The sequence below is a fragment of the Rhizobium sp. 01N447_2 genome (genome assembly GCF_056399245.1).
The window spans coordinates 1-26,545 of the sequence record NZ_JBFTQY010000014.1 but is presented as its reverse complement, the minus strand read 5'-3'; the positions used below and the strand labels follow the sequence as shown (position 1 = coordinate 26,545).

Annotated in this window: 24 protein-coding genes; 14 read left to right on the top strand and 10 right to left on the bottom strand. The window is 61.7% G+C overall.

Going from position 1 to position 26,545, the window contains the following annotated elements; all coding sequences use genetic code 11:
- Positions 1-145: 145 nt before the first annotated feature.
- From AC1ECN_RS11195 to AC1ECN_RS11185, 3 genes are read left to right on the top strand one after another with little or no spacing between them, the layout of a single operon-like run.
- On the top strand, positions 146-1,930 hold the full coding sequence (locus tag AC1ECN_RS11195) for a bifunctional alpha/beta hydrolase/class I SAM-dependent methyltransferase (RefSeq protein ID WP_130725884.1): 1,785 nt from the start codon (positions 146-148) through the stop codon (positions 1,928-1,930).
- Between the two features lie 9 nt (positions 1,931-1,939).
- Positions 1,940-3,268, top strand: coding sequence for a phosphatase PAP2/dual specificity phosphatase family protein (locus AC1ECN_RS11190; protein WP_130672953.1), 1,329 nt, complete (start codon positions 1,940-1,942; stop codon positions 3,266-3,268).
- A complete protein-coding gene (locus AC1ECN_RS11185) occupies positions 3,265-3,705 on the top strand; it encodes a hypothetical protein (protein WP_130672952.1) in 441 nt (146 codons plus the stop codon). The genes AC1ECN_RS11190 and AC1ECN_RS11185 overlap by 4 nt, the downstream gene beginning before the upstream one ends.
- Positions 3,706-3,770: 65 nt before the next feature.
- On the opposite strand, the gene AC1ECN_RS11180 is transcribed toward AC1ECN_RS11185, so the two are convergent.
- The 3 genes from AC1ECN_RS11180 to puuD form a co-directional block, all read right to left on the bottom strand.
- Positions 3,771-4,913, bottom strand: a complete 1,143-nt coding sequence (locus tag AC1ECN_RS11180; RefSeq protein WP_018073868.1) for an alpha-hydroxy acid oxidase — start codon at positions 4,911-4,913, stop codon at positions 3,771-3,773.
- Positions 4,914-5,034: 121 nt separating this feature from the next.
- Positions 5,035-6,345, bottom strand: coding sequence for a guanine deaminase (guaD, locus tag AC1ECN_RS11175; protein WP_018073869.1), 1,311 nt, complete (start codon positions 6,343-6,345; stop codon positions 5,035-5,037).
- On the bottom strand, positions 6,342-7,580 hold the full coding sequence (gene puuD, locus AC1ECN_RS11170; protein WP_130672951.1) for a urate hydroxylase PuuD: 1,239 nt from the start codon (positions 7,578-7,580) through the stop codon (positions 6,342-6,344). The genes guaD and puuD overlap by 4 nt, the downstream gene beginning before the upstream one ends.
- A gap of 115 nt (positions 7,581-7,695) precedes the next feature.
- Between puuD and AC1ECN_RS11165 the strand changes: the two genes are divergently transcribed.
- Both AC1ECN_RS11165 and AC1ECN_RS11160 read left to right on the top strand, forming a co-directional pair.
- A complete protein-coding gene (locus tag AC1ECN_RS11165; RefSeq protein ID WP_024319473.1) occupies positions 7,696-8,382 on the top strand; it encodes a Type 1 glutamine amidotransferase-like domain-containing protein in 687 nt (228 codons plus the stop codon).
- A gap of 152 nt (positions 8,383-8,534) precedes the next feature.
- Positions 8,535-8,867, top strand: coding sequence for a hypothetical protein (locus AC1ECN_RS11160; RefSeq protein WP_018073872.1), 333 nt, complete (start codon positions 8,535-8,537; stop codon positions 8,865-8,867).
- A gap of 51 nt (positions 8,868-8,918) precedes the next feature.
- Here AC1ECN_RS11160 and gcvA read toward each other — a convergent pair whose 3' ends face one another.
- Positions 8,919-9,815: a transcriptional regulator GcvA gene (gcvA, locus tag AC1ECN_RS11155; protein WP_018073873.1), complete on the bottom strand. Its 897-nt coding sequence runs from the start codon at positions 9,813-9,815 to the stop codon at positions 8,919-8,921.
- Positions 9,816-9,916: 101 nt separating this feature from the next.
- On the opposite strand from gcvA, the gene AC1ECN_RS11150 reads away from it, so the two are divergent.
- Complete coding sequence (locus tag AC1ECN_RS11150; RefSeq protein ID WP_018073874.1) at positions 9,917-10,120, top strand: hypothetical protein; 204 nt, start codon at positions 9,917-9,919, stop codon at positions 10,118-10,120.
- Here AC1ECN_RS11150 and xdhC read toward each other — a convergent pair.
- The 4 genes from xdhC to AC1ECN_RS11130 form a co-directional block, all read right to left on the bottom strand.
- Positions 10,096-10,911, bottom strand: coding sequence for a xanthine dehydrogenase accessory protein XdhC (gene xdhC / locus AC1ECN_RS11145; protein ID WP_018073875.1), 816 nt, complete (start codon positions 10,909-10,911; stop codon positions 10,096-10,098). The two genes, AC1ECN_RS11150 and xdhC, sit on opposite strands and share 25 nt — an antisense overlap.
- A gap of 100 nt (positions 10,912-11,011) precedes the next feature.
- Complete coding sequence (xdhB, locus tag AC1ECN_RS11140) at positions 11,012-13,351, bottom strand: xanthine dehydrogenase molybdopterin binding subunit (protein WP_130672950.1); 2,340 nt, start codon at positions 13,349-13,351, stop codon at positions 11,012-11,014.
- Between the two features lie 265 nt (positions 13,352-13,616).
- On the bottom strand, positions 13,617-15,083 hold the full coding sequence (gene xdhA, locus AC1ECN_RS11135) for a xanthine dehydrogenase small subunit (protein WP_130672949.1): 1,467 nt from the start codon (positions 15,081-15,083) through the stop codon (positions 13,617-13,619).
- A gap of 29 nt (positions 15,084-15,112) precedes the next feature.
- On the bottom strand, positions 15,113-15,889 hold the full coding sequence (locus AC1ECN_RS11130; protein WP_018481536.1) for a 3-hydroxybutyrate dehydrogenase: 777 nt from the start codon (positions 15,887-15,889) through the stop codon (positions 15,113-15,115).
- A gap of 157 nt (positions 15,890-16,046) precedes the next feature.
- Between AC1ECN_RS11130 and glpK the strand changes: the two genes are divergently transcribed.
- From glpK to map, 6 genes are all read left to right on the top strand, one after another.
- On the top strand, positions 16,047-17,540 hold the full coding sequence (gene glpK, locus AC1ECN_RS11125; RefSeq protein ID WP_130672948.1) for a glycerol kinase GlpK: 1,494 nt from the start codon (positions 16,047-16,049) through the stop codon (positions 17,538-17,540).
- A gap of 172 nt (positions 17,541-17,712) precedes the next feature.
- Entirely contained in the window at positions 17,713-18,087 is a 375-nt protein-coding gene (locus AC1ECN_RS11120) for a YciI family protein (RefSeq protein WP_018073880.1), read from the top strand.
- Entirely contained in the window at positions 18,084-19,343 is a 1,260-nt protein-coding gene (locus AC1ECN_RS11115; RefSeq protein WP_130672947.1) for an RNA polymerase sigma factor, read from the top strand. Before AC1ECN_RS11120 ends, AC1ECN_RS11115 begins: the two co-directional genes overlap by 4 nt.
- A gap of 100 nt (positions 19,344-19,443) precedes the next feature.
- Positions 19,444-19,911 (top strand): SRPBCC family protein, encoded by a 468-nt coding sequence (locus tag AC1ECN_RS11110; RefSeq protein ID WP_018481532.1) that lies wholly within the window; start codon positions 19,444-19,446, stop codon positions 19,909-19,911.
- A 243-nt stretch (positions 19,912-20,154) separates the two neighbouring features.
- Positions 20,155-21,216 (top strand): LLM class flavin-dependent oxidoreductase, encoded by a 1,062-nt coding sequence (locus AC1ECN_RS11105; RefSeq protein WP_130673548.1) that lies wholly within the window; start codon positions 20,155-20,157, stop codon positions 21,214-21,216.
- Positions 21,217-21,351: 135 nt separating this feature from the next.
- Positions 21,352-22,110 carry a type I methionyl aminopeptidase gene (gene map / locus AC1ECN_RS11100; RefSeq protein WP_033180114.1) on the top strand — a complete coding sequence of 253 codons (759 nt, stop codon included), beginning with the start codon at positions 21,352-21,354 and terminating at the stop codon, positions 22,108-22,110.
- Positions 22,111-22,178: 68 nt separating this feature from the next.
- Here map and AC1ECN_RS11095 read toward each other — a convergent pair whose 3' ends face one another.
- A complete protein-coding gene (locus tag AC1ECN_RS11095; RefSeq protein WP_003541914.1) occupies positions 22,179-22,754 on the bottom strand; it encodes a PadR family transcriptional regulator in 576 nt (191 codons plus the stop codon).
- Between the two features lie 167 nt (positions 22,755-22,921).
- Between AC1ECN_RS11095 and AC1ECN_RS11090 the strand changes: the two genes are divergently transcribed.
- A complete protein-coding gene (locus AC1ECN_RS11090; RefSeq protein ID WP_130662030.1) occupies positions 22,922-24,106 on the top strand; it encodes a YbfB/YjiJ family MFS transporter in 1,185 nt (394 codons plus the stop codon).
- A 125-nt stretch (positions 24,107-24,231) separates the two neighbouring features.
- Complete coding sequence (gene sbmA, locus AC1ECN_RS11085; protein ID WP_024319483.1) at positions 24,232-25,497, top strand: peptide antibiotic transporter SbmA; 1,266 nt, start codon at positions 24,232-24,234, stop codon at positions 25,495-25,497.
- A 213-nt stretch (positions 25,498-25,710) separates the two neighbouring features.
- Here sbmA and AC1ECN_RS11080 read toward each other — a convergent pair.
- Positions 25,711-26,545: polysaccharide deacetylase family protein (locus tag AC1ECN_RS11080; protein ID WP_477952983.1), on the bottom strand; the 835-nt coding region annotated here is incomplete at its 5' end.

Genomic DNA, 26,545 nt, shown 5'->3' with positions numbered 1-26,545 from the left:
CAGATCGTCGTATTTTGAGGAAGGCCACACTTCATATCGGTTCTCGCAAAGGGCTTACATTTGCGACTAGACTTTTGCAATGAAGACAAATCACTGTTCCCGTCAATGGTTGCAACCCATCCACCCATCAGAATTGGAGAAGACCGTGCTGCAAACTGCCGATAGTGGGCAACCGTCCTCGACGGCCAGACCAATGCGTGAATCCGAATTCGAGTCGCATGATGGCACTCGACTCTTCTATCGGACGTGGCCTTCGACGGGCGCTGCACCGAAGGGCGTAATCATTATTCTCCATCGCGGCCACGAGCATAGCGGCCGCGTCGCCCATCTCGCCACCGAGCTCGGCCTCGATGATTTTTCCTTCTACGCCTGGGATGCACGCGGCCAAGGGCGTTCACCGGGAGAGCGCGGCTATTCGCCATCCTTTGCTGCCTCGGCGCGTGATCTCGATTGCTTCGTCCGCCATGTGAGCGAGACAAGCGGCACGGCTGTCGAAAACATCGCCGTCATTGCACAGAGTGTCGGCGCGGTCCTCGCCACCACCTGGGTGCACGACTATGCGCCGCCGATCCGTGCGCTGGTGCTTGCCTCACCAGCCTTCAGCGTCAAGCTCTACGTGCCTTTTGCCAAAGAAGGCATTGCACTCTGGGAAAAGCTCAAGGGAACGTTCTTCGTCAATTCCTATGTCAAGGCGAAGTTCCTGACGCATGATCCCGAGCGCATCGCCTCGTACGAATCCGACCCATTGATCTCCCGGCCGATTGCCTCCAACATCCTGTTGCAGCTCTATGAGGCGGCAGCCCGCGTCGTCGGTGACGCCCGCGCCATCACCGTTCCGACCCAATTGCTGATCTCCGGCAGCGACTGGGTGGTTCGACACGCGCCGCAGCACCGGTTTTACGAAAACCTGGGCAGCCGCATCAAGGAACGGCATGTGCTTGCCGGCTTCTACCATGACACGCTCGGCGAAAAGGACCGCGCGATTGCCCTGGCCGAGGTCCGCCGTTTTATCGACGCGCGTTTCGCCGAGCCTCGGGCGCCTGCTGATCTTCGCACCGCCCATATCCAGGGCTATACCAAGGACGAGGCCGACCGGCTCGCGAGCCCGCTGGATGCCACATCCCCACGCGGCATCTACTGGGCGCTCAGCCGTCTCAACATCAAGATCGGCGCCCTGGTCTCCGAAGGCATAAGGACCGGGGTCAAGACCGGTTTTGATTCCGGCTCGACGCTCGATTGCGTCTACGAGAACAAGCCGCGCGGGCTTGGTCCCGGCGGGCGTTTGATCGACAAGGTGTTCCTCGAGGCGATCGGCTGGCGCGGCATCAGGCAGCGCAAGCTGCACCTGCAGGAGCTGATCGACCGCGCGCTGCAGCGCCTGAAAGCCGCCGGCCGCAGTACCCACATGCTCGATATAGCGGCCGGGCATGGCCGTTATGTCCTTGATGCGATCGAGACGGCTGCCGTGCGTCCCGATAGCGCGCAGTTGCAGGACTATTCCTCCATCAACGTCGACGCCGGCCGCAAGAGCATTGCCACACGCGGACTGAGTGATTTCGTGAGCTTCCGCCAGCAGGATGCCTTTGACCGCGAGGGGCTGGCTGCAATCACGCCGGCTCCGGATCTCGCGATCGTCTCCGGCCTTTACGAGCTGTTTTCCGACAATGCGCTGATCGCCGCTTCGCTCAATGGGATCGCCCGCGCGATGCAGCCCGGTGGTCTGCTCGTCTACACCAACCAGCCATGGCATCCGCAACTGGAGATGATCGCCCGCGCCCTGACGTCGCACCGCGGCGGCGAGGCGTGGGTGATGCGGCGGCGGACGCAAGAGGAAATGGACCAGCTGGTTGCCGCAGCCGGTTTCCGCAAGATCGAGCAGCGGATCGACCAGTGGGGCATTTTCACCGTCTCGCTGGCCGAGAGAGTCTGAGGGCAAAGCGTGGAGAAGGTACGTTCAACTTTTTCCCAGACAGCGCTGGTCCCGAAGCGGGCAGCGCTCTGGCTCGCCTTCCTGGCGCCGTCCTTCTATCTGAGCTATGGCGGCGCCAATTGGCTGGCATCGCAACGCGCTCATGTGCCGAACGTCGCCTTCGCATGGGAAAGCGCCATTCCGTTCCTCGGATGGACGATCATTCCCTATTGGTCGATCAATCTGTTCTATGCACTCTGCCTGTTCATCAACACGGTGCCGCGCGATGTGGATAGGCTGGCGAGGCGTTATCTGACGATCCAGATAATAGCCGTCGCCTGCTTTATCGCGTTTCCGCTCGAAGCGACCTTCGTGCGGCCGGCAACGAGTGGCCTGCCGGGCTTCATGTTCGCCGTCCTCGGTGGCTTTGATAAGCCGTTCAATCAAGCGCCGTCGCTCCATATCGCACTCCTGGTGGTGATCTGGGATCATCTGCGCGGCCGGCTGCCGCGGAAGGTGCGGCTTCTCTGGCACCTCTGGTGCTTCCTGATCGGTGTCTCCGTGCTGACCACGTGGCAGCATCACATCATCGACATACCGACCGGCATGCTGCTCGGTCTGTTTGCCATCTGGCTTTTTCCGCGCGATGCCGGTTCGCCTCTCGCGAATTTTACGATGAGCGGCGATCCAAAGTCGCGCCGTCTCGGCTTCTATTATCTGTGCGGCGCCGTCGTATTTCTCGGTCTTGGAGCGCTCTGCACGCCTCTCTCGGCCGCAGCCCTTCTGTTGCTCTGGCCGGCTGTTGCGCTGGCGATCGTCGCGCTCGGATATTTCGGCGCCGGCCCGCAAATATTCCAGAAACGCGTCGATGGCCGGGCCACGCTTACCAGCCGCTGGCTGCTGGCACCTTATCGGCTCGGCGCTCTCATCAACATTCGGCTCTGGACCCGGAGAATGCCGGCATCGGTGGTGATCGCCGACGGCGTCCATCTCGGTCGTTTTCCGCGTCGCCACGAGGCCGACCGTTTTGCCACGGTGATCGACATGACCGGCGAACTTCAGCGCCCGGGCGGGACGCGCGCGCGCTGGTGCAGCTTTCCCACACTTGATCTTGCAGCCCTCGACAAGATCCAGACGCTCGCCGCGGCGAACCTCATCGAGACTGCGCGCCACCAAGGGCCGGTCCTCGTCTGCTGTGCACTCGGCTTCCAGCGGAGTGCCTGCGTCATCGTGCATTGGCTGCTCATCAGCCGACGTTGCGAAGATCCAGCCGAAGCCGTGCGGCGGGTCGAACGGACAGGGTGGCGTGTTCATCTGCCCGCGGAAAGCCTCCATGCCGTGACGGAGGGCTTGCAATGACGCAGTGGAATGTCACGGCCTCGGCGGCTGCGCGAAGTCTCGGCCGCAATTCGATATGCTGCGGGCTGGCAGCGCCGCTGCCACTGATTGCCGGCCCGATCGCTGTGGGATATCGCGGCTTCGTTCCATTGCTCGGCTGGCTCTTGATGCTCGTTTTCTGCGTGATGGTCCTTGCGCTGGCGGTTCATCTCCTCTTCGATGCGCTGCTGTTTCGCCTTGCGTCGAGCCACGAGACAGAGGCCGCCGGCCTTGCCGCCGTCGACGACCTGTTGTCCCGAATGCAGCTTCGCAAGCCTGGCGGGGCGCCGCTTGGCTTGGAGAGGCGGATTGCCGGGTCGCGCCGCATCGTCTGGCGGCAGCGTTTTGCCCTCGCCATCTGTCTGGTGATTTTCGCGATCCTTCTGTTCGATGCAAGCGACGGCCTGCCGCTATGCTGAATCGCATGCGGTCGATTGCATGATGGCTGGCTCGCGCCTCTTCTAAGCTGGCTTCTCCGGCAGGTTTACTGCCGTCCGGCGATGATCGACGAATTCACATCGTTAATGTCGCGCTTGCCGCAGAGCGCCATGGTGATGTCCATCTCCTTGCGGATGATGCCGAGCGCCAGCGACACGCCTTCCTTGCCCATGGCGCCGAGACCGTAAAGGAAGGGGCGGCCGATATAAGTGCCCTTGGCACCGAGCGCCACGGCCTTCAGCACGTCCTGGCCGGAGCGGATGCCGCCGTCGAGATGGACCTCGATGCGGTCGCCGACGGCGTCGACGATCTTCGGCAGCATGCTGATCGAGGAGGGGGCGCCGTCAAGCTGGCGGCCTCCGTGATTGGAGACGACGATCGCATCGGCGCCGGTGTCGACGGCCGCCTTCGCATCCTCCGGATCGAGTATGCCCTTGATGATCAGCGGGCCGCCCCATTGTTCTTTGATCCAGGCGACATCGGCCCAGGATAGCCGCGGGTCGAACTGCTCGTGTGTCCATGCGGAGAGCGAGGCGATATTGGTGACATTTTTCGCATGGCCGACGATATTGCCGAAGCTGCGGCGCTTGGTCTGCAGCATATCGAGGCACCAGAAGGGCCGGGTCGCCATCTGCCAGACATGTTTCGGGGTGAATTTCGGCGGCGCCGACAGGCCGTTGCGCAGGTCTTTATGCCGCTGGCCGAGGATCTGGAGATCGGCGGTCAGCACCAGCGCCGAGCATTTGGCGGCCTTGGCGCGGTTGATGAGGTTGAGGACGAAATCCTTGTCCCTCATCACGTAGAGTTGGAACCAGAAAGGGCGCGTCGTCACCGAAGCGACGTCCTCGATCGAGCAGATGCTCATCGTCGAGAGGGTGAAGGGAACGCCGAACTCCTCGGCGGCGCGTGCCGCCAGCATCTCGCCGTCGGCATGCTGCATGCCGGTCAGGCCGGTCGGCGCCAAGGCCACCGGCATCGACACTTTCTGGCCGATCATCGTCGTTGCCAGCGTGCGGTTGGTCATATCGACCATCACCCGCTGGCGCAGCTTGATCTGGCTGAAATCGCTCTCGTTCGCCGCGTAGGTCGATTCCGTCCAGGCACCCGAATCCGCATAGTCGAAAAACATCTTCGGCACACGGCGCCGGGCGAGCTTTTTCAGGTCGGCGATGGTGAGCGGGTCGGCCATGAATTGAACCTTCACATCTGAATGCGGCCATCGGCCATAACATGAATTTGGCGGGAGCGTTATGGGAAATTGGCCGTGCCGGGCTGCTTTCACGGTGCAAATTCGAGAGTAAAAGGGCGTGTCATCGAAGCCCCGCCTTCAACGCAACACCGGCCACATAGGTCTCGGCGATCGCCCGGTCGTCACCCATCGTCTGCAGCAGGAAGAGTTCCTCGGGCAGCGTCTTCACCACTTCCATCTTCAGCGCCATGGCGGGTGTTGCCGTTGCATCGAGAACGACGAGATCGGCCTCGGTGCCGGGTTCCAGCGTGCCGATCCGGTCCGCCAGCGACAGGGCCTCGGCATTGCCACGCGTCATCAGATAATAGCTTTCCAGCGGGTTCAGCCGTTCGCCGAGCAACTGCTGGATCTTGTAGGCTTCGTCCATCGTCCGCAGCATCGAATAGCTGGAACCGCCGCCGATATCGGTCGCCACGCCGATACGGACCGGTTTTTCACGCCGCGCCAGCGCCTTCATCGGAAACAGGCCGGAGCCGAGGAAGAGGTTGGAGGTCGGGCAATGCACGGCGACGGCGCCGGCCTCGCTCATCGCATCCGCCTCACGCTCGGACAGGTGTATGGCGTGGCCGAAGAGGCTTTTCGGCCCGAGCAGGCCGTAGTGGGCGTAGATGTCGGTATAGTCGAGCGCGTCGGGATAGAGTTCGCAGGTGAATTTGATCTCGTCGTGGTTTTCGGAAAGATGCGTCTGGATGTGCAGGTCGGGGAATTCGCGGGCAAGGGCTGATGTCGCTTCCATCTGCGCCGGTGTCGAGGTGATGGCGAAGCGCGGGGTGATGGCGACGTGGTTGCGGCCCGTGCCGTGCCAGTCCGATATCACCTGGCGGGTCTCGTCATAGCCCATCTCGGGCGTGTCGAGCAGGCCCTGCGGGGCATTGCGGTCCATCATCACCTTCCCGCCGACCATGCGCATGTTGCGCCGCATCGCCTCGGCGAAGAAGGCGTCGGCCGAGGTCTTGTGCACGGAGCAATAGGCGACCGCCGTCGTCGTGCCGTGGCGGATCAACTCGTCGTAGAAATGCGTGGCGATCCTTTCGGCATGCGCACTTTCGACGAAACGGCATTCCTCGGGAAAGGTATAGGTGTTCAGCCATTCGAGCAGATTGGCGGCGTAGGAGGCAATCACCTGCATCTGCGGAAAATGCAGGTGCATGTCGATGAAGCCAGGCATGATCAGATGCGGGCGGTGATCGATCTCAGCCGTATCCGCGGCTGCTTTTGCCTTGACGTCGGCATAGGCGCCGATTGCCGTGATCAGCCCATCTTCGACCAGCAGGCCGCCGTCCTCTTCGTAAAGATAGCTTTGGCTGTCGGCGAGGCTCAGCGGTGCACGATGGAAGGAAAGCAGGCGGCCGCGCAGGAGTGTCGTCGTCATTGTTTCTTGCTTTCGACTGCGCTCTCGAACCAGGCGACCAGCAGCTTGCGTTCGTCCGGCGTGATGTCGGTGATGTTGCCGGGCGGCATGGCATGGCTGCGGCCCGCCTGTATATAGATCTCGCGGGCATGGGCGGCGATTTCCGCGTCGTTTTCGAGCATCACGCCCTTCGGCGGCCGCACGATACCCTCATAGACCGGTTCGGCCGCATGGCACATGGAACAGCGCGTCGAGACCAGTTGCTTGACGGCGGGGAAATGCGGATCGCCGGCGAATTGCTGGAAGGCGGGCGCGACCGCCGCCGCATCCCTTTCGCCCGTCAGCAGCTTCGGCACGGTCGAAAGCCACATGATCAGGATGAAGAGAATGACGGTGACGATCCAGGTCCAGGTCGGCCGGCCCTTCCTGGCATGCGTGGTGTTGAACCAGTGGCGGATGGTGACGCCCATTAGGAAGACCAGTGCGGCGATCACCCAGTTGAACTGCGTACCGAAGGAGAGCGGATAATGGTTCGACAGCATGAAGAAGATGACGGGCAGCGTCAGGTAGTTATTGTGTAGCGAACGCTGCTTGGCGACCTGCCCATATTTGGGATCGGGAACCCGTCCGGCGATGAGGTCGGCGACGACGATCTTCTGGTTCGGAATGATGATCATGAAGACGTTGGCCGACATGATTGTCGCGGTGAAGGCGCCGAGATGCAGGAATGCGGCGCGGCCGGTGAAAAGCTGCGTATAGCCCCAGGCCATGAAGACGAGCACGACATAGAGCACCGCCATCAGCCCCCAGGTATTCCGCCCAAGCGGAGATTTGCAGAGCAGGTCGTAGACGATCCAGCCGAGGGCAAGCGACGCCAGCGAGATCAGGATCGCGACGGGCGGGCTGATATCGAGCACGTGCCGGTCGATCAGGAAGAGGTCGGTGCCGCCGTAATAGACGATGCACAGCATCAGGAAGCCGGAAATCCAGGTGAAATAGCTCTCGTATTTGAACCAGGTCAGGTGCTCCGGCATCTGGGCGGGCGCCACCAGATATTTCTGGATATGGTAGAAGCCGCCGCCATGAACCTGCCATTCCTCGCCATAGGCACCGGGCGGCAGATGCGGGCGTTTCACCAGTCCGAGATCGAGGGCGATAAAATAAAAGGACGATCCGATCCAGGCGATCGCGGTAATGACATGGAACCAGCGTGCCGCGAAGGCGAGCCATTCCCATGCTATGGCATATTCATACATCGAGTTCCCCTATCTTCCTCCGACTCGTGACATTGCGGAAATTTTGGCGGGGAGGGAAGAGGAGATTGAAGAACTGCACACGCGCAACGACCGGCGCGGCTAAAGGAGCAATGGAATGATCACCGCGCTCTACAGCGATCAAGTCATCGCCGAAAACGCGCCGATGGACCGGCGGTTGGCGGCGCTTATCCTCTCGCGAGGGAACCGCGTCGGCTATATCACGTCCGGTCCTGACCCTCAGCGGGCGTTTTTCGATGAGAAACGGCGTTACTATATGAGGTACGGGCTTTTTCTCAATCCCTTCGTCGATCTCGACGCGCTTTCCAATGATGAGGAAATCAGCCGGCTGTTTTCCTGTAACGCCATCCATCTTTCCGGCGGCCACACCGGCGATTTTTTGAGAAGGCTGCGGCAAAGCGACATGCTGGACAAGTTGAGTGCATGGGCACTGGGTGACGGCATTCTTGTCGGAACCAGCGCCGGGGCGATTTTGATGACGCCGACAATCGCCGTCGACGCGCTCTTTTCCGGCGGTTCGCCTGATGCGGTGCAGGATGGTGCGGCTCTTGATCTCCTGCCTTTCGAATTCTTCCCGCATCTGAACGACGATCCCGGCTATATCTCGGCGCTACTACGCTACAGCGAGACGACGGCAACACCCATTCTCGCGTGTCGGGATGGCGAAGGTGTCATTCTCGGCAATGGGCTCGTCGAGATCTTCGGCGCTCCGCTGATGATTTCCGGCGGTTTTGCCGAAGTTGCCGATCGCGGTCGCATCGCTGATCTGCTGTCGCGTGCCTAAAAGCTGCCGAGAAGGCTGTGCATTATACTGAATCTGCTAATTCAGCAGATCTTGAACTGCGACGACTCGATTACAGTTATTTTGCAGGCCGCCGGAGTAAAATAAGAACCGTTAGATCATCGGCGGCGCATTCATCGACGGAGAAGATGCCCATGCGCAGCATTCTGACGTGTGTGATGATTGCGTATGCGTCGTTGGCGACGGCTCACGACGCACCTTCGGGGTGGAGTTATGACCCCTATTGTTGCAACGGCGACAGTCATAGTGGCGATTGCCAGATGATCCCTTCGAAAAGCGTGGCTGTGACGCCAGGCGGATATCGCGTGACGCTGCTGCCGGGCGACCACCGGCTGGTCACGCATGCTCATGTCTTCCTGCTGCCGATGACGAAGGCGATGCAATCCGGTGACAACGACTATCATCTCTGTCTGTTCCCGAACGAGGATACGCCACGCTGTTTCTATGCACCGGAAATGGGATATTGAAGGCGAGACCACAGGACCGGACTCGGCTCATCGAGTCCCGTGTGAGACGATCTAATTTCCGGCTGCCTTCATCTCCTCAAGGATCCAGTTGCGGAAAGCCTTGATCTTGGGCACGTTGCGACGGTTTTCAGGGTAGACGAGCCAGTAGGCCTTGCCGTCGCTGCGGGTCAGTTCGAAGGGCTGATAGAGCCGGCCGAGGGCGATCTCGGCCTCATAGAAGGCAGGATGAAGGATGGCGACGCCATGGCCGGCGATCGCCGCGTCGGCTTCCACCGCCTGAGAGCCGAGCTGGTTGCGCGGGCGCCGGTCGAGATCCGTCTCCGTCACGCCGGCAGCCTCGAACCATTGTTTCCACCAGATGTCACCGGCGTCGAAGAGATCGAACTTCAGGAGATCGCGCGGCTCCCGGATGCCGCCTGCCGTCTCCGCCAGCTTCGGGCTCAGCATCGGCGTGAACTCCAGGCCCATCAGCCGGTGCAGCGTCAGCCCCGGCCAGTTGCCGTCGCCCCAGCGGATGCCGACATCGATCTGCTCGCGGGCGAAATCGATGATATCCGAGCTCGCCTGAAAGCGCACCGCGATTGCCGGATGCTTCAAGTGGAAGGAGCCGAGGCGCGGCGCCAGCCATTTCGAGGCGAAGGTATGGGTCGAACTGATGGCGAGCGTGCCTTCGACGCTGTCGCGCGCCGTCGCCATCGCGTCGTGCAGCATGGCAAAGGCTTCAGTCACCTTCGGCGCCAGCCTCTCGCCGGTCTCTGTCAGCGCGATCTGGCGGGGACGGCGCAGGAAAAGCGGCTCGCCGACATTCTCCTCCAGCAGTTTGATCTGATAGCTGACGGCCGTCTGGGTCATGCCGAGTTCATTGCCTGCCTTGGTAAAACTTCCAAGCCGGGCAGCGGCCTCGAAGACGCGCAGCGCATTCAGCGGGAATTGTTTCGACAGTTTCATGGATAAGTTCTCTTGATGCAGGCAGACGGTCGTTCGATTGGAATTGCAGCATTTTTGGCGGCAAACTGCAACTCATACCATCAATCTATCGAGGTGATGTCATGGACTGCCATGTTATCGAAGAGGGCCGGCCGCAGCAGAGAATCCAGATTTTCCGGCGTCTTGCCGGCTGGCTGGCAAGCGGCGCTGATCGTTTCTGCCGTCTGCCCCGGCTCGATCTCAGTGCTGCGCCCGATCGCGTCAAACGCGATCTCGGTTTCCTCGACGGACGCGATCCCTACTACGAAGACGAGCGCATGCGGTAGGCGCCAAGCGCCGTCAGGATCTCGGCGGCGGTCATGGCGGCGATCACCTCAGGGCGCTTGTCCCTGACCGCCGCGCCGCCGATCGGCAGCGTCAGCCGCTCCATCCAGCCGCGCTCTCCGCCGCCTTCACGGGAAAGCCAGCTTGCGAAGGTGGCGCGCTTGGTCGCCGAGCCGATCATGCCGGCATAGGCGAGATCCGGTCTTTCCAGCGCTTCGCGGGCGATGAGGAAATCCAGTGCGTGATCGTGCGTCAGGATGACGACCGCGCCGCCGGCCGGAATATCCTTCACCAGTGCTTCCGGCATCGGCATGAGCCGCGTCTTCGTCTTGGAAGGCAGGTTGGCGAGTTCCTCCCGCCGCGTCTCGACGACCGTCACCGACAGCGGCAGCGGCGCAAGGGCTGTGGCCAGCGCCCGGCCGACATGGCCGGCACCGAAGAGATAAACCTCCGGCAGACGCTCGACCTCACTGGTTAGCCTGGCCTCGATTTCTTCGGCAACCGCCTGCGTCACCCGGCGAAACCGCAGCTGCGTGCGCCCACCGCAGCACTGACCGATGTCAGGCCCGAGCGGGATATCCATCTGCGCCATCCCGCCAGTTCCCGCGAGCATGTCCCGCGCATTCGCGATCGCCATGAACTCGAACTGCCCTCCGCCGATCGTGCCCCACAATGCGGTTTGCGATACCAGCATGAAGGTACCGGCCTCGCGTGGGGTCGAGCCTTGCGTGCCGGTGATATCGACGAGGATGCAGTCTGGGTGGGCGGCGAGGAAGGGGTGGATGTCGGTCATCTGTGGATGGCCGATGGGCGCGTGGGTGAGCCGTTCCTGCCTCTCTGCCCGCCCCGACCAACCATCAGGTGCAACAAATCAGCCGGACGCGTTCCCATCTCTACACTCGTTTCATCCGCTCGACCGCCATCAGCACCCGCTCCGGCGTCGCCGGCGCGTCGAGCCTCGGGCAGACCTTGTAGTTGGCCACACTTGCCACCGCCATCGACAAGGCTTCCAGCACCGAGATCGCCAACATGAAGGGTGGTTCGCCGACGGCCTTGGAGCGGCCGATGGTGGCTTCGGCGTTCTCGGACCATTCGGCAAGGCGCACGTTGAAGATCTTCGGACGGTCGGAAGCGAGCGGGATCTTGTAGGTGGAAGGCGCATGCGTGCGCAGCTGACCCTTGTCGTCCCACCAGAGCTCTTCCGTCGTCAGCCAACCCAGGCACTGCACGAAGGCGCCTTCGACCTGGCCCATGTCGATCGCCGGGTTCAGCGAGCGGCCGACATCGTGGAGGATGTCGGTGCGGTCGATCAGATATTCTCCTGTCAGCGTATCGATCGACACCTCGGTGCAGGAGGCGCCATAGGCGAAATAATAGAAGGGCGTGCCACGCCCGGCCTTGCGGTCCCAGTGGATTTTCGGCGTCTTGTAGAAGCCAGCGGCGGAAAGCTGGACGCGAGCGAAATAGGCTTGCTTGATGAAATCGGGGAAGGGGATCTCGATCTCGCCGACGCGCACGCGGTTCGGCAGGAAGACGACGTCGGTAGCCCCAACATCCCATTTCTCGGCGGCGAAGGCCACCAGCCGTTCCTTGATCTGGCGGGCGGCGTCATAGGCGGCCATGCCGTTCAAGTCCGAGCCGGAGGAGGCGGCGGTGGCCGAGGTGTTCGGCACCTTGGCCGTCGTCGTCGCGGTGATCTTCACCCTGTCGATATCGACCTGGAAGCTGTCGGCCAGCACCTGCGCCACCTTGGTGTAGAGGCCCTGACCCATTTCCGTGCCGCCATGATTCAGGTGGATCGAGCCGTCCTGGTAGATGTGGACGAGGGCGCCGGCCTGGTTGAAGGCGGTCATGGTGAAGGAGATGCCGAATTTCACCGGCGTCAGCGCGATGCCCTTTCTGATATAGCGGCTGTCGCGGTTGAAGGCGATGATGGCGTTGCGCCGTGCCTGGTATTCAGCCGTTTCCTCCAGCTCCTCGACGACGCGGGCGATGATATTGTCCTCGACCTCCTGGTGGTAGGGGGTGAGTGTGCGCCCGGAGCCCGGCTGCCCGTAGAAATTCAGCTTGCGGACATCGAGCGGATCCTTGCCGAGGGCATAGGCAATCTCCTCGATAAAACGTTCGGCGCCGAGCATGCCCTGCGGCCCGCCGAAGCCACGGAAGGCGGTGTTGGAGACGGTGTGCGTCTTCAGTGGCTTCGAAGTCAGGTGCACATGCGGATAGAAATAGCTGGAATCGGCATGGAAGAGGGCACGGTCGGTCACCGGTCCCGAGAGGTCGGAGGAGAAGCCGCAGCGTGCCGCATAGGTGGCGTCGACCGCGTGGATACGGCCTTCGGCGTCGAAGCCGAGCTCATAATCGACGAGGAAATCATGGCGCTTGCCGGTGGCGCTCATATCCTCGTCGCGGTCCGGACGGAATTTGATCGCGCGGCCGAGCTTCTTGGCGGCGATCGCCGCAAGTGCCGCGAACTGATTGCCCTGCGTTTCCTTGCCGCCGAAGCCGCCGCCCATGCGGCGCACGTTGACGGTCACGGCGTTGGAAGGAATATCGAGCACATGGCCGACGATGTGCTGGATCTCGCTTGGATGCTGCGTCGAGGACCAGACGGTGACCTCGTCGTCTTCGCCGGGGATGGCCACGGCAATATGGCCTTCGAGGTAGAAATGCTCCTGTCCGCCGATGCGCATCTGACCTTTCAGACGCATGGCGGCATTCGTCATTTCCGTGTCCGGCTCGCCGCGCCGTAGCGTCATCGGAGTGATGACGAGCGGGCCGCCATTGGCGAGCGCGCCGTCAATGTCAGTCCAATGCGGCAGGTCGCGATAGTCGATCTTTGCCAGCAGTGCGGCACGGCGGGCGGCATCACGCGTCTCGGCGATGACGGCAAAGATCGGCTGGCCATGGAACTGAACTAAAGTTTCGGCCAGCAGCGGCTCGTCATGGCTGCCGTTGGAGCTGACGTCGTTGACGCCGGGCACATCCTTGCCGGTGAAGACCCAGACGACGCCGGGATGCGCGGCGACCGCAGAAAGGTCGATGCTGAGGATTTCGGCATGCGCCCGGTCGGAGAGGCCGAGGGCGCCATGCAACAGACCTGTGGGTTCCGGAATATCGTCGATATAATCGGCGGTTCCGGTGACATGCTTATGCGCTGAATCATGCCGCAGCGAGCCGCGCATCGGGCCCGCGATGATGGCCTTGCGGTCTTCGAAGGTGGATTTGTCCATCAGCGATGTCCTCCGCGAAGGGAGTGATGGGATGCGGTTACTCCGCACTCCCTCATTCCTGTGCCTGTCACAGGAATCCAGCCACCGCGCGTCTGCGCGGTGAACGACTCATATGATGCTAAGGAAAGGTCTCTCGCGCCCAAGGACTTGGGCGCGCTGGATTCCTGTGACAAGGACAGGAATGAGGGAGGGGAGGCGACCGCGACCGTTCCCATCGAAGCTTGCGACCAGGTCTTGGAGATCAGGCTGAAGATTAATCCTTCCATCACGCCACCTCCTCGAACCGCTTCAGCTCCGCCGGCGCGCCGACGGTCTCAAGATAGAACCGCGTCAGCAGGTTCTTCGTCGTCAGCTGACGGTATTCCGCCGTGGCGCGCCAGTCGGTCAGCGGCTGGTAATCGACGTCGAATGCGGGGCGGGCCGCCTCGATCGTCGCTTCCGTCCACGGTTTGCCGATCAGCTCGGCTTCCACTGTGCTGGCGCGTTTCGGCGTCGCCGCCATGCCGCCGAAGGCAATGCGGATGTCGGTGATCATCTCGGCCTCGTCAAGCGTCAACAGGAAAGCGCCGAGCACGGCGGTGATGTCCTCGTCGCGCCGCTTGGTGATCTTGTAGGCGGCAAAGCGGCTGGTTCCCTTGAGATAGGGCACGAAGACGCTTTCGACGAATTCGCCAGGTTTCCGGTCCTGCTTGCCATAGGCGATGAAGAAATCCTCGAGCGGCAGCGTGCGCGTGCCGTTTACGGAGCGCAGCGTCAGTGTCGCGCCGAGCGCTATCAGCGGCGGCGGGCTGTCGCCGATCGGCGAGCCATTGGCGATGTTGCCGCCGATCGTGCCCATGTTGCGCACCTGCTCGCCGCCGATGCGATCGATCAGCCGCCCGAGCGCCGGGATTTTCTTGGAGATCGCCTCGAAGGCCCTGGTGTAGCTGACGCCGGCGCCGATGGTGACGCCGTCCTCACCTTCTCTAACCGACTGCAATTCGCTGAGGTGGCTGATGAAGACCACTGGGCTCAGCCTGCGCATCTGCTTCGTCACCCAGAGGCCGACATCGGTCGCGCCGGCGACGATGGTCGCGTCGGGTTCCTGCGAAAGGATTCCTGCCAGCGCCTCCATGGAAGCCGGTACGATCAGTCGGTCTTCGCCATTCGTAATGCTGATGGTGCCGCTCGCCTGCATTGCCCAGAGCCGGGCAACGATTTCCGAACGTGTCCGCTGCAGCGGATCGAAGAGCGTGCTCGGCCGCATCATGCTCACCTGCTCGGCGGCCTTGACGATCGGCTCGTAGCCCGTGCAGCGACAGAGATTGCCTTGCAGTGCCTTTTCGATTTCCTGGCGGCTGGGCTTTTCCTTGGCGAGCCAGAGACCGTAAAGCGACATGACGAAGCCCGGGGTACAGAAGCCGCATTGCGAGCCGTGGCAATCGACCAGTGCCTGCTGCACTGGATGCAGCGCGCCGTCCCTGCCGGCCAGATGCTCCACCGTCACCACATGCGTAGCGTGTAAGGAGCCCATGAAACGGATACAGGCATTGACCGATTCATAGGTGAGTTTGCCATCGGCCAGCCGGCCGACGAGCACGGTGCAGGCGCCGCAATCGCCTTCCGCGCATCCTTCCTTGGTGCCCGTCAGCCGCCGCTTCAACCGCAGAAAATCGAGAAGCGTCTCGGTTGGCCCGACATCGGTGAGCGTGATGTCCTCGCCATTCAGGATGAAGCGGATACTGTCGTTCATGATGTTCCTGTTGTTGTTTTTCCAAATGGTTAAGCCGCCGTCCAGCCACCGTCAATCGAGATGTGCGTTCCGGTCACCTGCCGGGCGGCATCGCTGGCGAGGTAGAGCGACAGTGCGCCTATTTCCTCGGCCTTGACGAATTCATGCGTCGGCTGCGCCTTGAGGATGACCTCGCTCTTCACCTGCTCCTCGGTCATGCCGCGCGCCTTGGCGGTGTCCGGTATCTGTTTCTCGACGAGCGGTGTCAGCACGTAGCCGGGGCAGATGGCGTTCACGGTCACGCCGAATTCGGCAAGCTCCAGAGCCGCCGTCTTCGTCAGGCCTAATATACCATGTTTTGCCGCGACATAGGCGGATTTGAAGGGGGAGGCGACGAGCCCGTGGGCCGAGGCGATGTTGATGATGCGGCCGTACTTCTTAGCCTTCATCAGCGGGATCGCGGCACGCATGGTATGAAAGGAACTCGACAGATTGATCGCGATGATCTGATCCCATTTCTCGATCGGGAAATTCTCGATCTTCTCGACGTGCTGGATGCCGGCATTGTTGACCAGGACATCGACGCCGCCGAAGGTTTTCGCTGCCGTTTCGATCAGGTCGGCGATCTCCGCCGGCTTTGTCATGTCGGCCGGATGATAGAGCGCCCGGCCTTTGGACAATGATTCAAGCCGTTCGGCGATCGCCTTGATTTCGTCAGCTTTTCCAAAGCCGTTGATAACGACGTTGTCGCCCGTTTCGGCGAAGGCAGTGGCGATCGCAAGGCCGATGCCGCTGGTGGAACCGGTGACGACGACTGTTCTGCTCATGCTGTTCTCCCTGAAATCACGATGCGGCGTTGCAGCGTTAGCTGCGAGGTTATGCCCAAAGCCGGCGGGCTGGCAATTCCGCTTTATTCGCTTTTCTCGCCCGCATCCGTGTCCTATTGATTTGTCACGATAATCGACATGTTAAGGGAGAGATTTCATGAGCGGATATGTTCTGGCGATCGATCAGGGAACGACGTCGACGCGGGCGATCGTCTTCGATGGCGACATGCATGTCGCCGGCAAGGGCCAGAAGGAATTCACCCAGATCTATCCGCGCTCCGGCTGGGTCGAGCACGATCCCGAGGAGATATGGGATTCGGTCGTCTCCACTGTCCACATGGCGCTGCGCGATGCCGGGATCGAGGCTAGGGATCTTGCCGCACTCGGCATCACCAATCAGCGCGAGACCGTCGTCGTCTGGGAGCGCGGGACGAGCCGGCCGATCCAGAATGCCATCGTCTGGCAGGACCGGCGCACGGCAAGCTATTGCGACAATCTGAAACGGCAGGATCTGGAGCGGCTGTTCACGAAGAAGACCGGCCTCATCCTCGATCCTTATTTTTCCGGTACCAAACTTTCCTGGATGCTCGCCAACGTGAAGGGCGCGCGGGCGCGTGCTGCCAGAGGCGATCTCTGCTTCGGCACGATCGACACCTTCCTGATCTGGCGGCTGACAGGCGGCAAAAGCTTCGTCACCGATGCCACCAATGCCTCGCGCACGCTGATGTACAACATTGCCGAAAACGCTTGGGACGAGGATCTGCTCGATATTCTGAGAGTGCCGGCCGCCATGCTGCCTGAAGTGAAGGATTGCGCCGCCGATTTCGGCACGGTCGATCCTGATATTTTCGGTGCTGCTATCCCGATCCTCGGCGTGGCCGGCGACCAGCAGGCGGCAACCATTGGCCAGGCGTGTTTTGCGCCGGGCATGATGAAATCGACCTACGGCACCGGCTGTTTCGCGTTGCTCAACACCGGCGCTGACATGGTGCGTTCCAAAAATCGGCTGCTGACCACTATCGCCTATCGCCTGAACGGCGAGACGACCTATGCGCTGGAGGGCTCGATCTTCATCGCGGGTGCAGCCGTGCAGTGGCTGCGCGACGGACTCGGAATCATCGGCAGTGCTGCCGAGACCAACGCGCTTGCTGAAAAGGCCGATCCGACCCAGGAGGTCTATCTCGTTCCCGCCTTCACCGGGCTCGGCGCGCCGCATTGGGACGCCAAGGCGCGGGGCGCGATCTTCGGGCTGACGCGCAACAGCGGTCCGGCGGAACTCTCCCGGGCGGCACTGGAAGCCGTCTGCTATCAGACCCGTGACCTGCTCGACGCCATGCAGAAGGACTGGAAGAATGGCACCGAGGACACGGTGCTGCGCGTCGACGGCGGCATGGTGGCCTCTAACTGGACGATGCAGCGCCTTGCCGACCTGCTCGATGCGCCGGTCGATCGCCCGGTGATCCTGGAGACGACGGCGTTGGGGGCCGCCTGGCTCGCCGGCAGCCGGGCAGGGGTGTGGCCGGACCGGGACGATTTTTCGGCGACGTGGAAACGGGATCGGCGGTTTGAGCCTGAGATGGACGAGAAGGTGCGGGCGGCAAAGCTCAAGGGTTGGAAGAATGCGGTCAAGCGGACCTTGAGCGAGGGCTAAGGGGTGATCAGCGCCGTACTATGGCTCCGCTCGTCCCGGCAGACGCCCGGCCATTTCTTCAGCCACGGCGTCGCCGTTCTTCGGAAGATCACGAATTTCCGGTCAATAATTTTTTGATGCGGCCTGTCGGGTAAGCGGTTACTCCTTCGTCATTCAAAAAGAGGAGTGAGCGATGCTTTATGCAATCCTTTGTTACGCCCATGAGGAAACCGTCTTCGCCTGGTCCAAGGAGGAAGAAGCTGCCGTCATGGAGAAACTCTACGCCGTGCAGGAGCCGCTTGCCGCATCCGGCAGGCTCGGCCCTGTCGGTCGGCTGATGCCGACCACGGCTGCGACCACGGTGCGCAAGGGCAGGGACGAGCCCTTGGTCATCGACGGGCCTTTTGCGGAAACGAAAGAGGCGCTTCTCGGCTTCTATGTGGTCGACTTCGAAACGCTCGACGAGGCGATCGTCTTCTCGAAGCAGCTATCGGCCGTCAATCCAGGTTCCACCTCTTACGAAATTCGGCCTTTCTACGTCTTCAGGCCCGGAGATGCTTCATCATGACAGACATTGCCTGGATCGACCTCGCGCTTGCATCGGCTCGCCCGAAGGCGCTCGGCGCGCTGCTGCGCTATTTCCGCAATCTCGATACCGCGGAAGAGGCGTTTCAGGAGGCGTGTCTGAGGGCGATCCGGACATGGCCGGAGAAAGGGCCGCCGCGCGATCCCACAGCCTGGCTCATCTTCGTCGGCCGCAACAGCGGCATCGATGCGGTGCGCAAGCGGGCGAAGATCCAGGCTCTGCCGGATGAGAACGTCATCTCCGATACCGAGGATGCCGAAAGCGACATCGTCGAGCGGCTGGACGATTCCAATTATCGCGACGATATTCTGCGGCTGCTGTTCATCTGCTGCCATCCCGATCTGCCCGCGACCCAACAGATCGCGCTGGCGCTGCGCATCGTCTCCGGCCTTTCGGTGCCGCAGATCGCGCGTGCCTTCCTGGTTTCCGAGAGCGCCATGGAACAGCGCATCACCCGGGCCAAGGCGCGCGTCGCCAAGGCAGGTGTGCCTTTCGAAACGCCGAGCCCGCAGGAGAGGGCCGAGCGGCTCTCGATCGCCAGCACAATGATCTACCTGATCTTCAACGAGGGCTACAGCCAGGCCGATCCCAGGCATGAGGCGGCTGCCTTCAGTGACGAAGCGATCCGGCTAGCTCGGTTGATGCTGCATATCTTCCCGTCGGAACCTGAACTGATGGGGCTGCTTGCGCTCATGCTCCTGCAGATATCGCGCCGGCCGGCACGCTTCAACGCCGGAGACGAGATCGTGCTGCTCGAAGATCAGGACCGGTTGCTCTGGAACCGACCCTTCATCAACGAGGCCTTGGCGCTGCTCGACAAGGCGCTGCGCCATCGTCAGCCCGCTCCTTATCAAATTCAGGCAGCCATCGCCGCTGTTCATTCCCGCGCCAATCGTGCCGAGGATACAGACTGGGTGGAGATCGATCTGCTCTATCGCGCGCTGGAGCGTCTCCAGCCGTCGCCTGTCATAACGCTGAACCGGGCCGTCGTCGTCTCCAAGCTCCAGGGTGCGCAGGATGCGCTCGACCTCATCGATCCGCTTGGCGAAAAACTCGGCGGCTATTTCTACTATCACGGCTTGCGGGGCGGGCTGCTGAAGCAGCTTGGCTTGACCAGCCAGGCACGAGAAGCCTTCGACCGCGCCATTGCGCTCGCCCATTCGGCGGCCGAGGCAGCGCATATCCGCCGGCAGATCGACAAGATGCAGGAAGAGGCCACGCAGCCGATCGCAAAATAAAATGCGAAAAAGCCGGCGCGTTGTCGGAACGGCGAATTGCGACACGTCCTTGTAACAACCTGACAGGAAACAGGTTTCATTCAAATGGAGAGATGTCGACATGACCGCCAGCACGCAACATGAACTCGTCCTCGTTCGCGAATTCGACGCGCCGCGCGAGAAGATTTACAAGGCATGGACCGATCCCGCCTTGCTGAAGCAGTGGTTCGTGCCGCGTCCCTGGGGTGTGGCGGAAGCAACGCTCGACGTCCGCCCCGGCGGTTCCAGCGTCGTCGTCATGCATGACCCCGAGGGCAATCAATACCCGAACCGTGGCGTCTATCTCGAAATCGTCGAGAACGAGAAGATCGTCTTCACCGATGCCTATACCAGCGCCTGGGTGCCTTCCGAGAAACCTTTCTTCACGGGCGTCATCCTGCTCGAAGATCTCGGCAACGGTCGCACGAAATATACGGCCAAGGCGCTGCATTGGCGCGCGGAGGACAAGGAAGCACACGAGAAGATGGGTTTCCACGAAGGGTGGGGCAAGGCTGCGGACCAACTGGCGGAGCTGCTGGCGAAGATGTGAGCGGCGCCGCGAGACCGCGTCGTCCTGACGCTTCAAGCAAGGTTTGAGGCGGTTCGAAAGATGATTCCGCCGGTGCTGCGAAGCCGTTGAATTCAGATTCGAATTGGTCTTCGATCGATCTTCCGGATCGTCAGAGACATCATGCCGCCTATCGAGATTCTCGAACATTCCGTTCCAGAATTTGTATTTGCGCTCTATCCCCGGCATCCTTATCTCAGCCGAGAATTCAACAGGATGCCGACAATGGAACTGGGGCTTTATACATTCGCCGACGTCAATCCCAACCCCTCCCGCAGCAAGGGCGTGGAAGGGGCCGAGCGGCTGAAGCATCTTATCGAGGAAATCGAGCTTGCCGATCAGGTGGGGCTCGACGTCTTCGGGCTCGGCGAACATCACCGGCCGGACTATGCGGCGTCTGCTCCGGCAGTCGTGCTGGCGGCGGCTGCCGTCAAGACCAGGAATATCCGGCTGACCAGTGCGGTCACCGTGCTCTCGTCCGATGATCCGGTGCGTGTCTTCCAGCAGTTTTCGACGCTCGATCTGATCTCCAACGGCCGCGCCGAAATCATGGCGGGGCGTGGTTCCTTTATCGAGTCCTTTCCGCTGTTCGGCTATAATCTCGAAGATTACGACCAACTTTTCGAGGAGAAGCTCGATCTGCTGCTGGCGCTGCGCGACAGCGAGGTTGTGGAGTGGAAGGGCGAGCTTCGCGCGCCTATCAACGGGCGCGGCGTTTATCCGCGACCGCTGCAGGATCCGTTGCCGTTGTGGGTTGCGGTCGGCGGTACGCCGCAGTCGGTGGCGCGCGCCGGCGCCCTCGGCCTGCCGGTGGCACTGGCGATCATCGGCGGCGAGCCGCGCCGTTTCGCGCCGCTCTTTGATCTCTACCGCGAGGCCGCGCGCCGGGCAGGGCAGGATCAGGCGAAGCTGAAGACCAGCATCAACGTCCACGGCTTCATCGCCGACACGACGGAGGCCGCCGCCGACCAGTTCTACGGGCCGCAGGCCGAGGTGATGAACCGCATCGGCCGCGAGCGCGGCTGGGGGCCGACGAACCGGGCGCATTTCGACATGTCGCGCGGGCCGAACGGTGCGCTCTTCGTCGGAGATCCCGAGGTGGTCGCCGAAAAGATCATCGCCCATCACGCGCTTTTCAAGAACGACCGCTTTCTGCTGCAGATGGCGATCGGTCTAATGCCGCATGCCGAGATCATGCGCGGCATCGAGCTTTACGGCACGAAAGTCGCGCCGATCGTCAGAAAGGCATTGACTGACAGCGGCGAAGAAGCGAAAGCCACAGCTTGATTAGCGCATACCCCCGAAAATCGGAATCGATTTTCGGAAGGGATTGTGCGCCACTTCAAAGTGATAGCGCGTCCTGTCGAACGCGCGGCGCTCTAGGGCGGCCACGGCCGTCCTGCGCAAGGTCGGAACAGACGAATGGTTATCGCAAACGACGACGAACTGGTAAAGCTCAAGGAGATCGGCCGCATCTGCGCCAACGCCATCCAGGTGATGGCGGCGGCGATGGAGCCCGGCATGACGACGCTGGAACTCGACCAGATCGGCCGCAAGGTGCTCGAGGATTCGGGCGCGCGCTCGGCGCCGGAGTTCTGCTACCAGTTTCCCGGTGCCACCTGCATCAGTATCAACGAGGAAATCGCCCACGGTATTCCCGGCCCGCGCGTCATCCGCGCCGGCGACCTCATCAACATTGACGTCTCGGCGGAAAAGGATGGTTTCTTTGCGGATACAGGCGCCTCCTTCGCGATGCCGCCGGTCAAACCGAAGATCGAGCGGCTTTGCCGCGACGGTAAGCGGGCGCTCTGGGTCGGTCTCAACCAAGTGAAATCGGGCGAACCGCTGGCGAAGATCGGCACAGCCGTCGGCGCCTTCGCGCAGAAGAACCGCTATACGCTGGTCGCCAATCTGGCGAGCCACGGCGTCGGCCGCTCCCTGCATGAGGAGCCGGCCGAGCTCTCGACCTGGCCGGACCCTTCGGAAAAACGGATGATGACGGAAGGTCTCGTCTTCACCGTCGAGCCGTTTCTCTCACTCGGCGCGACATGGGCTGAAGGCGGCGACGATGCCTGGACGCTCTATGCCGATCCGAAGGCGCCGACCGTGCAATACGAACACACGGTGGTGGCGACGCGCAACGGGCCGGTGATTCTGACCTTGCCGGATGAGCGGGCGTAAGACCGGCGCTGGACAATGAAGATGGCGGGAGCTGACTTCGTCTCAAATCCCGCCGTACAGTCTTCGTCTCAGCCCCGCGTTCCCGGCCTGCCGCCTTGCAGGATTTCGGTGGCGGCGCGTTCGAGGATGCCGGCGATGCGGGCGGCTTCGGGTTTCGACCAGGGATAGCGCATCCGCATGGCCGAGCGCAGCAGCATGCGGGCGGCGCGGATATCGCCGCCGTCCTGCATGAAATCACCGTCATCGCCTTCGTCGGCGCCGTGACGGTCGGTTTCGAAGACACGCTTCACATGGGCCATCTTCTCGCCGATGCGTTCCAGCTTGGCGAACGTATGCAGGATCATGGCGCGGTTTTCCTCGACGCGGCCGCGGCCGGCCTCGGTGATACGGTAGAGCTTCTTCGCGCCCTCGACCTCGACCTCGGCAAGGCCGGTTTCCTCGAGATAGGTGAGGGCGGGATAGATGACGCCGGGGCTCGGCACGTAGAAGCCGCCGGACCGCTCCTCGAGCAACTTTATCAATTCATAGCCGTGGCGCGGCTGCTCAGCGAGCAGGGCCAGGATGACGAGCTGGAGATCGCCAGCCGCAAATTTGCGGCCCATGCGGAAATCTCCGCCGAACATGCCGCCTTTGAAACCTCTCATGGGCCTTCCTTTCATCGTTAGATGTATCGTTGACTATGTCGTAAAACATATATCGTAAGATAATTGTTTTCAAGAGGGGGTGAAATTTTCCGACGTTTCGGGAAATTGATCGATCGATCAGAATTACTTGATTGTGCCACAGATGCTGCAGCGCGATAAACACGGGCATGCTCGCCCGCACCCGAAACTCCCCACCGAACCTCGTCTCCACCGCCGCTGCCGGCGCCGTTGCCATGGCTGCTGCCATGGGCTTCGGGCGCTTCTCCTACACGCCGATCCTGCCCGGTATGATCAGCGGTGTGCCGCTTTCGGCGGCAGATGCCGGCTTCATCGCATCGGCGAATTTTGTCGGTTATCTCGTCGGTGCCGTGCTTGCCGCCTATGGCTGGGCGGCCGGACGGGAGCGGCTGGTGGCGCTGCTGTCGCTGCTGGCAACCGCAATCCTGCTTGCCGCCATGGCCACCACCGATTCCGTCGCCGTCTTTGCCATCATTCGCTTCCTGGCCGGTATCGCCAGCGCCTTTGCGATGGTCTTCACCTCGTCGATCGTGCTCAGCCACGGGGCTGCCGCCGGCAACGACCATGTGCAGGCGGCGCATTTCGGCGGGCCGGGGGCAGGTATTGCGCTTTCTTCGGTCATGGTGCTGTTGATCGGACTTGGCTTTCACGACGGGCCGGGCGGTTGGCGCGTCGACTGGATCGGTGGGGCGCTCTACTGCGCGGCAAGCCTCGTCGTCGTCTTCCTGCTATTGCCGTCGGCGCCGGCGCAATCGGCGCAGGCGGGCAAGGAGCCGGCGCTGGTCTGGAACCGGCCGATGGTGCTGCTGACGCTGTCCTACGGCCTGTTCGGCTTCGGCTACGTCATCACCGCAACCTTCCTGGTCACCATCGCGCGCCTTTCTGCAACCGGACCCCTCGTCGAATTCCTCTGCTGGTTCATCGCCGGCCTGACATCGGCGGTAGCGCTGTTTGCCTGGAAGCCTCTGGTCAGGCCGCTCGGGCTTGGCGGGGTCTATGTCGCAGCCCTTCTGGTCGAGGCCGCCGGGGTGCTTGCGACGGTGGCGCTACCGCCTTCCGTCGCACCGCTGATCGGGGGGGCGCTGTTCGGGGCGACGTTCCTGGCGATCACCGCTTACGGACTGCAGATCGGCCGCAAGCTTTCGCCCGACAGTCCGCGGCGGATCCTGGCGATGATGACGGCCGCCTTCGGCGTCGGCCAGATCGTCGGGCCTGTCGTCGCCGGCTGGATCGCCCAGCGCGCAGGCAGCTTCACCGTCCCGACAGTGATCGCAGCCATAGCACTCGTCGCCTGCGCAGCGCTGGTGATGCCGGTGATCAAGAAAATCGCCTAACCGGTTACATCTCCGTAACAATCGGCCGAACCCATTGCTGCTTCCTTCGAACTGCCTTAGTTTCCGGCACAATCAGTGTTCGACGACACTCCCGAGACTCACAGTTCAGGAAAGCAAAGCCTCCCGTGTTTCATTCCTTTTTTCCGCAGCCAAAGGCGTTCTTTACTTCGCTCGTCGTTTGGACCCTGATTTCCATTGCCGGCTGGTATCTCTTCGCCGCCAGCCTCGGTGTATCGCTCGGCTACGCGCCGGTTGCAGAAGAACAGCAGCCGATTGACCTCTCGTTCTTCCTGCTGCCCGAAAATGTCTGGTTCTACGGCTATTTTCTGCTGTCGGCTGCGATCTTCTGCGCCGCGTGGCATCTGAAAGCGCTGAACCACCCCTGGAAGATTTGGTCGATCTGGGGTTCGGCGCTGATCATCTTCGTGACCTACTTCGGCGTCCAGATCAGCGTTGTGATCAATAACTGGCGCCGGCCGTTTGGTGACCTTCTGCAGAACGCATTGTCGAAGCAGCCAGGCATTTCCGTCGACAATTTCTACACCCTGATGTGGGTCTTCTGCCAGATCGCATTCCTCAGCATGTTCGTATCGATCATGACCGACTTCTTCACCAGCCATTACATCTTCCGCTGGCGAACGGCGATGAACAACTTCTATATGTCGAAGTGGGAAAAGCTTCGTCATATCGAAGGTGCCTCCCAGCGCGTTCAGGAAGATACGATGCGCTTTTCGAGCACGCTCGAAGGTCTTGGCATCAGCCTCATCAACTCGGTGATGACGCTCGTGGTATTCCTTCCGATCCTTCTGGCGCTGTCGCATTACGTGACCGAACTGCCGTTCATCGGGCCGGTGGCGAATTCGCTCTTCTGGCTGGCGCTGTTCTGGTCGGCGTTCGGCACGCTTCTGCTGGCGGTCGCCGGCGTCAAGCTGCCGGGGCTGAACTTCCGCAACCAGCGCGTCGAGGCGGCGTATCGCAAGGAGCTCGTCTATGGCGAGGACCATGGGGAACGGGCTGAGCCGCTGACAGTCAGGGAGCTCTTCGGCAACGTTCGCCGTAACTATTACCGCATGTATTTCCACTACATGTATTTCAATGTTGCCCGTTATTTCTATATCCAGGCCGACGCGCTCTTCGTGGTCTTCATGCTGGTGCCGACGATCGTGGCGGGCACTATCACTTACGGTATCTTCCAGCAGATCTCGACCGCCTTCGGACAGGTCAGCAACTCGTTCCAGTATCTCGTCAATTCCTGGACGACGATCATTGAACTGCTCTCGATTCACAAACGCCTCAAGGCCTTCGAGGCGGCAATCGACGACGAACCGCTGCCTGAAATCGACCAGCGCTACCTAGAGCGCGAGACGGGCGTTGTGCACGCCGACGGTTGATGGGCGGGGTATTCTGCGAGCGATCGGAAGATTGGCGTTTGGGGCGCCTCCTCCTCCTCGCTGGGTAGAAGGGGGGCGCAGCGTCGCAACGAATCTCTTCTCCCCAGCGGGGAGAAGATGCCGATAGGTAAATGAGGGCGGCGGCCCGGCACGTTGTCTCGTTCAAGGGAACTTAGAGACACCTTGCAGGCTCGACAGCGCTCATAGCCGCCATCAAAGACCTGACGTCTGCAATCTGCCGCGGGCCTCGATCATCGGGATCGCTTCCGAATAGCTGACGCAGGCCACATCCGTTCGGTGGCAGACGTCGCTGACAAGTCGGTCTAGCGCCCGCCAGTAGGCGCCGCCGTTCATTTCGACGAAGTGGAAGCCGAGCTGGAGCGGGATGCGGGCGCCGGCATATTGCTTGTCGAAAGCCTCCTTGAAGGCGGCATAGGCGCGGTCCTCGAATTCCGTGGAATCGGCCGTATCCTCCTCACCCTTGGAATGGCGGACGAAGAGATTGTAGTCCATGCCGATGATCGGCTTTTCGCTCGGGCCTTCGGGGATCAGCGGCAGGCCGAAGCGGATGATGCCGTCTTCTTCGACAGGCATGGCAGGGCCTTTGGTGACGAGGCTCGCGTCATAGCTGAAGCCCGCCTTCTTTTCGGCGGCGATCATGTCGGCGCCCGCAGTTGCCGAGAGATAGGGGGCGCGAAAGCCCTTGATGCCGTGATCAACCAGATCCTGCCAGCCGGCAGGCGCCTGGAGGCCGACGCTCTTCCAGGCATTCTCAAGCGTCGCGTGGAAGGTGGCGTATTCGGCCGACCAGTCGGCCTCGCTCCAGAGGCGGCCGTCGAAATGGCCACAGGCATGGCTCGATATGTCGTGTCCTTCGAGATGGGCATGCCAGATATTGCCGAGGCGCTCGCGGATCTCGTCGTCGCTCTGGGCGAAGCCCACGTTGGATTTTCCGCGTTTCTGGTGCGGCGCCTGATAGGCCTTCTTCGCCCCCTCGTTCATCAGGAAAGTGCAGGAGAGGAAATAGGTGAAGTGGGCACCGTTTTTC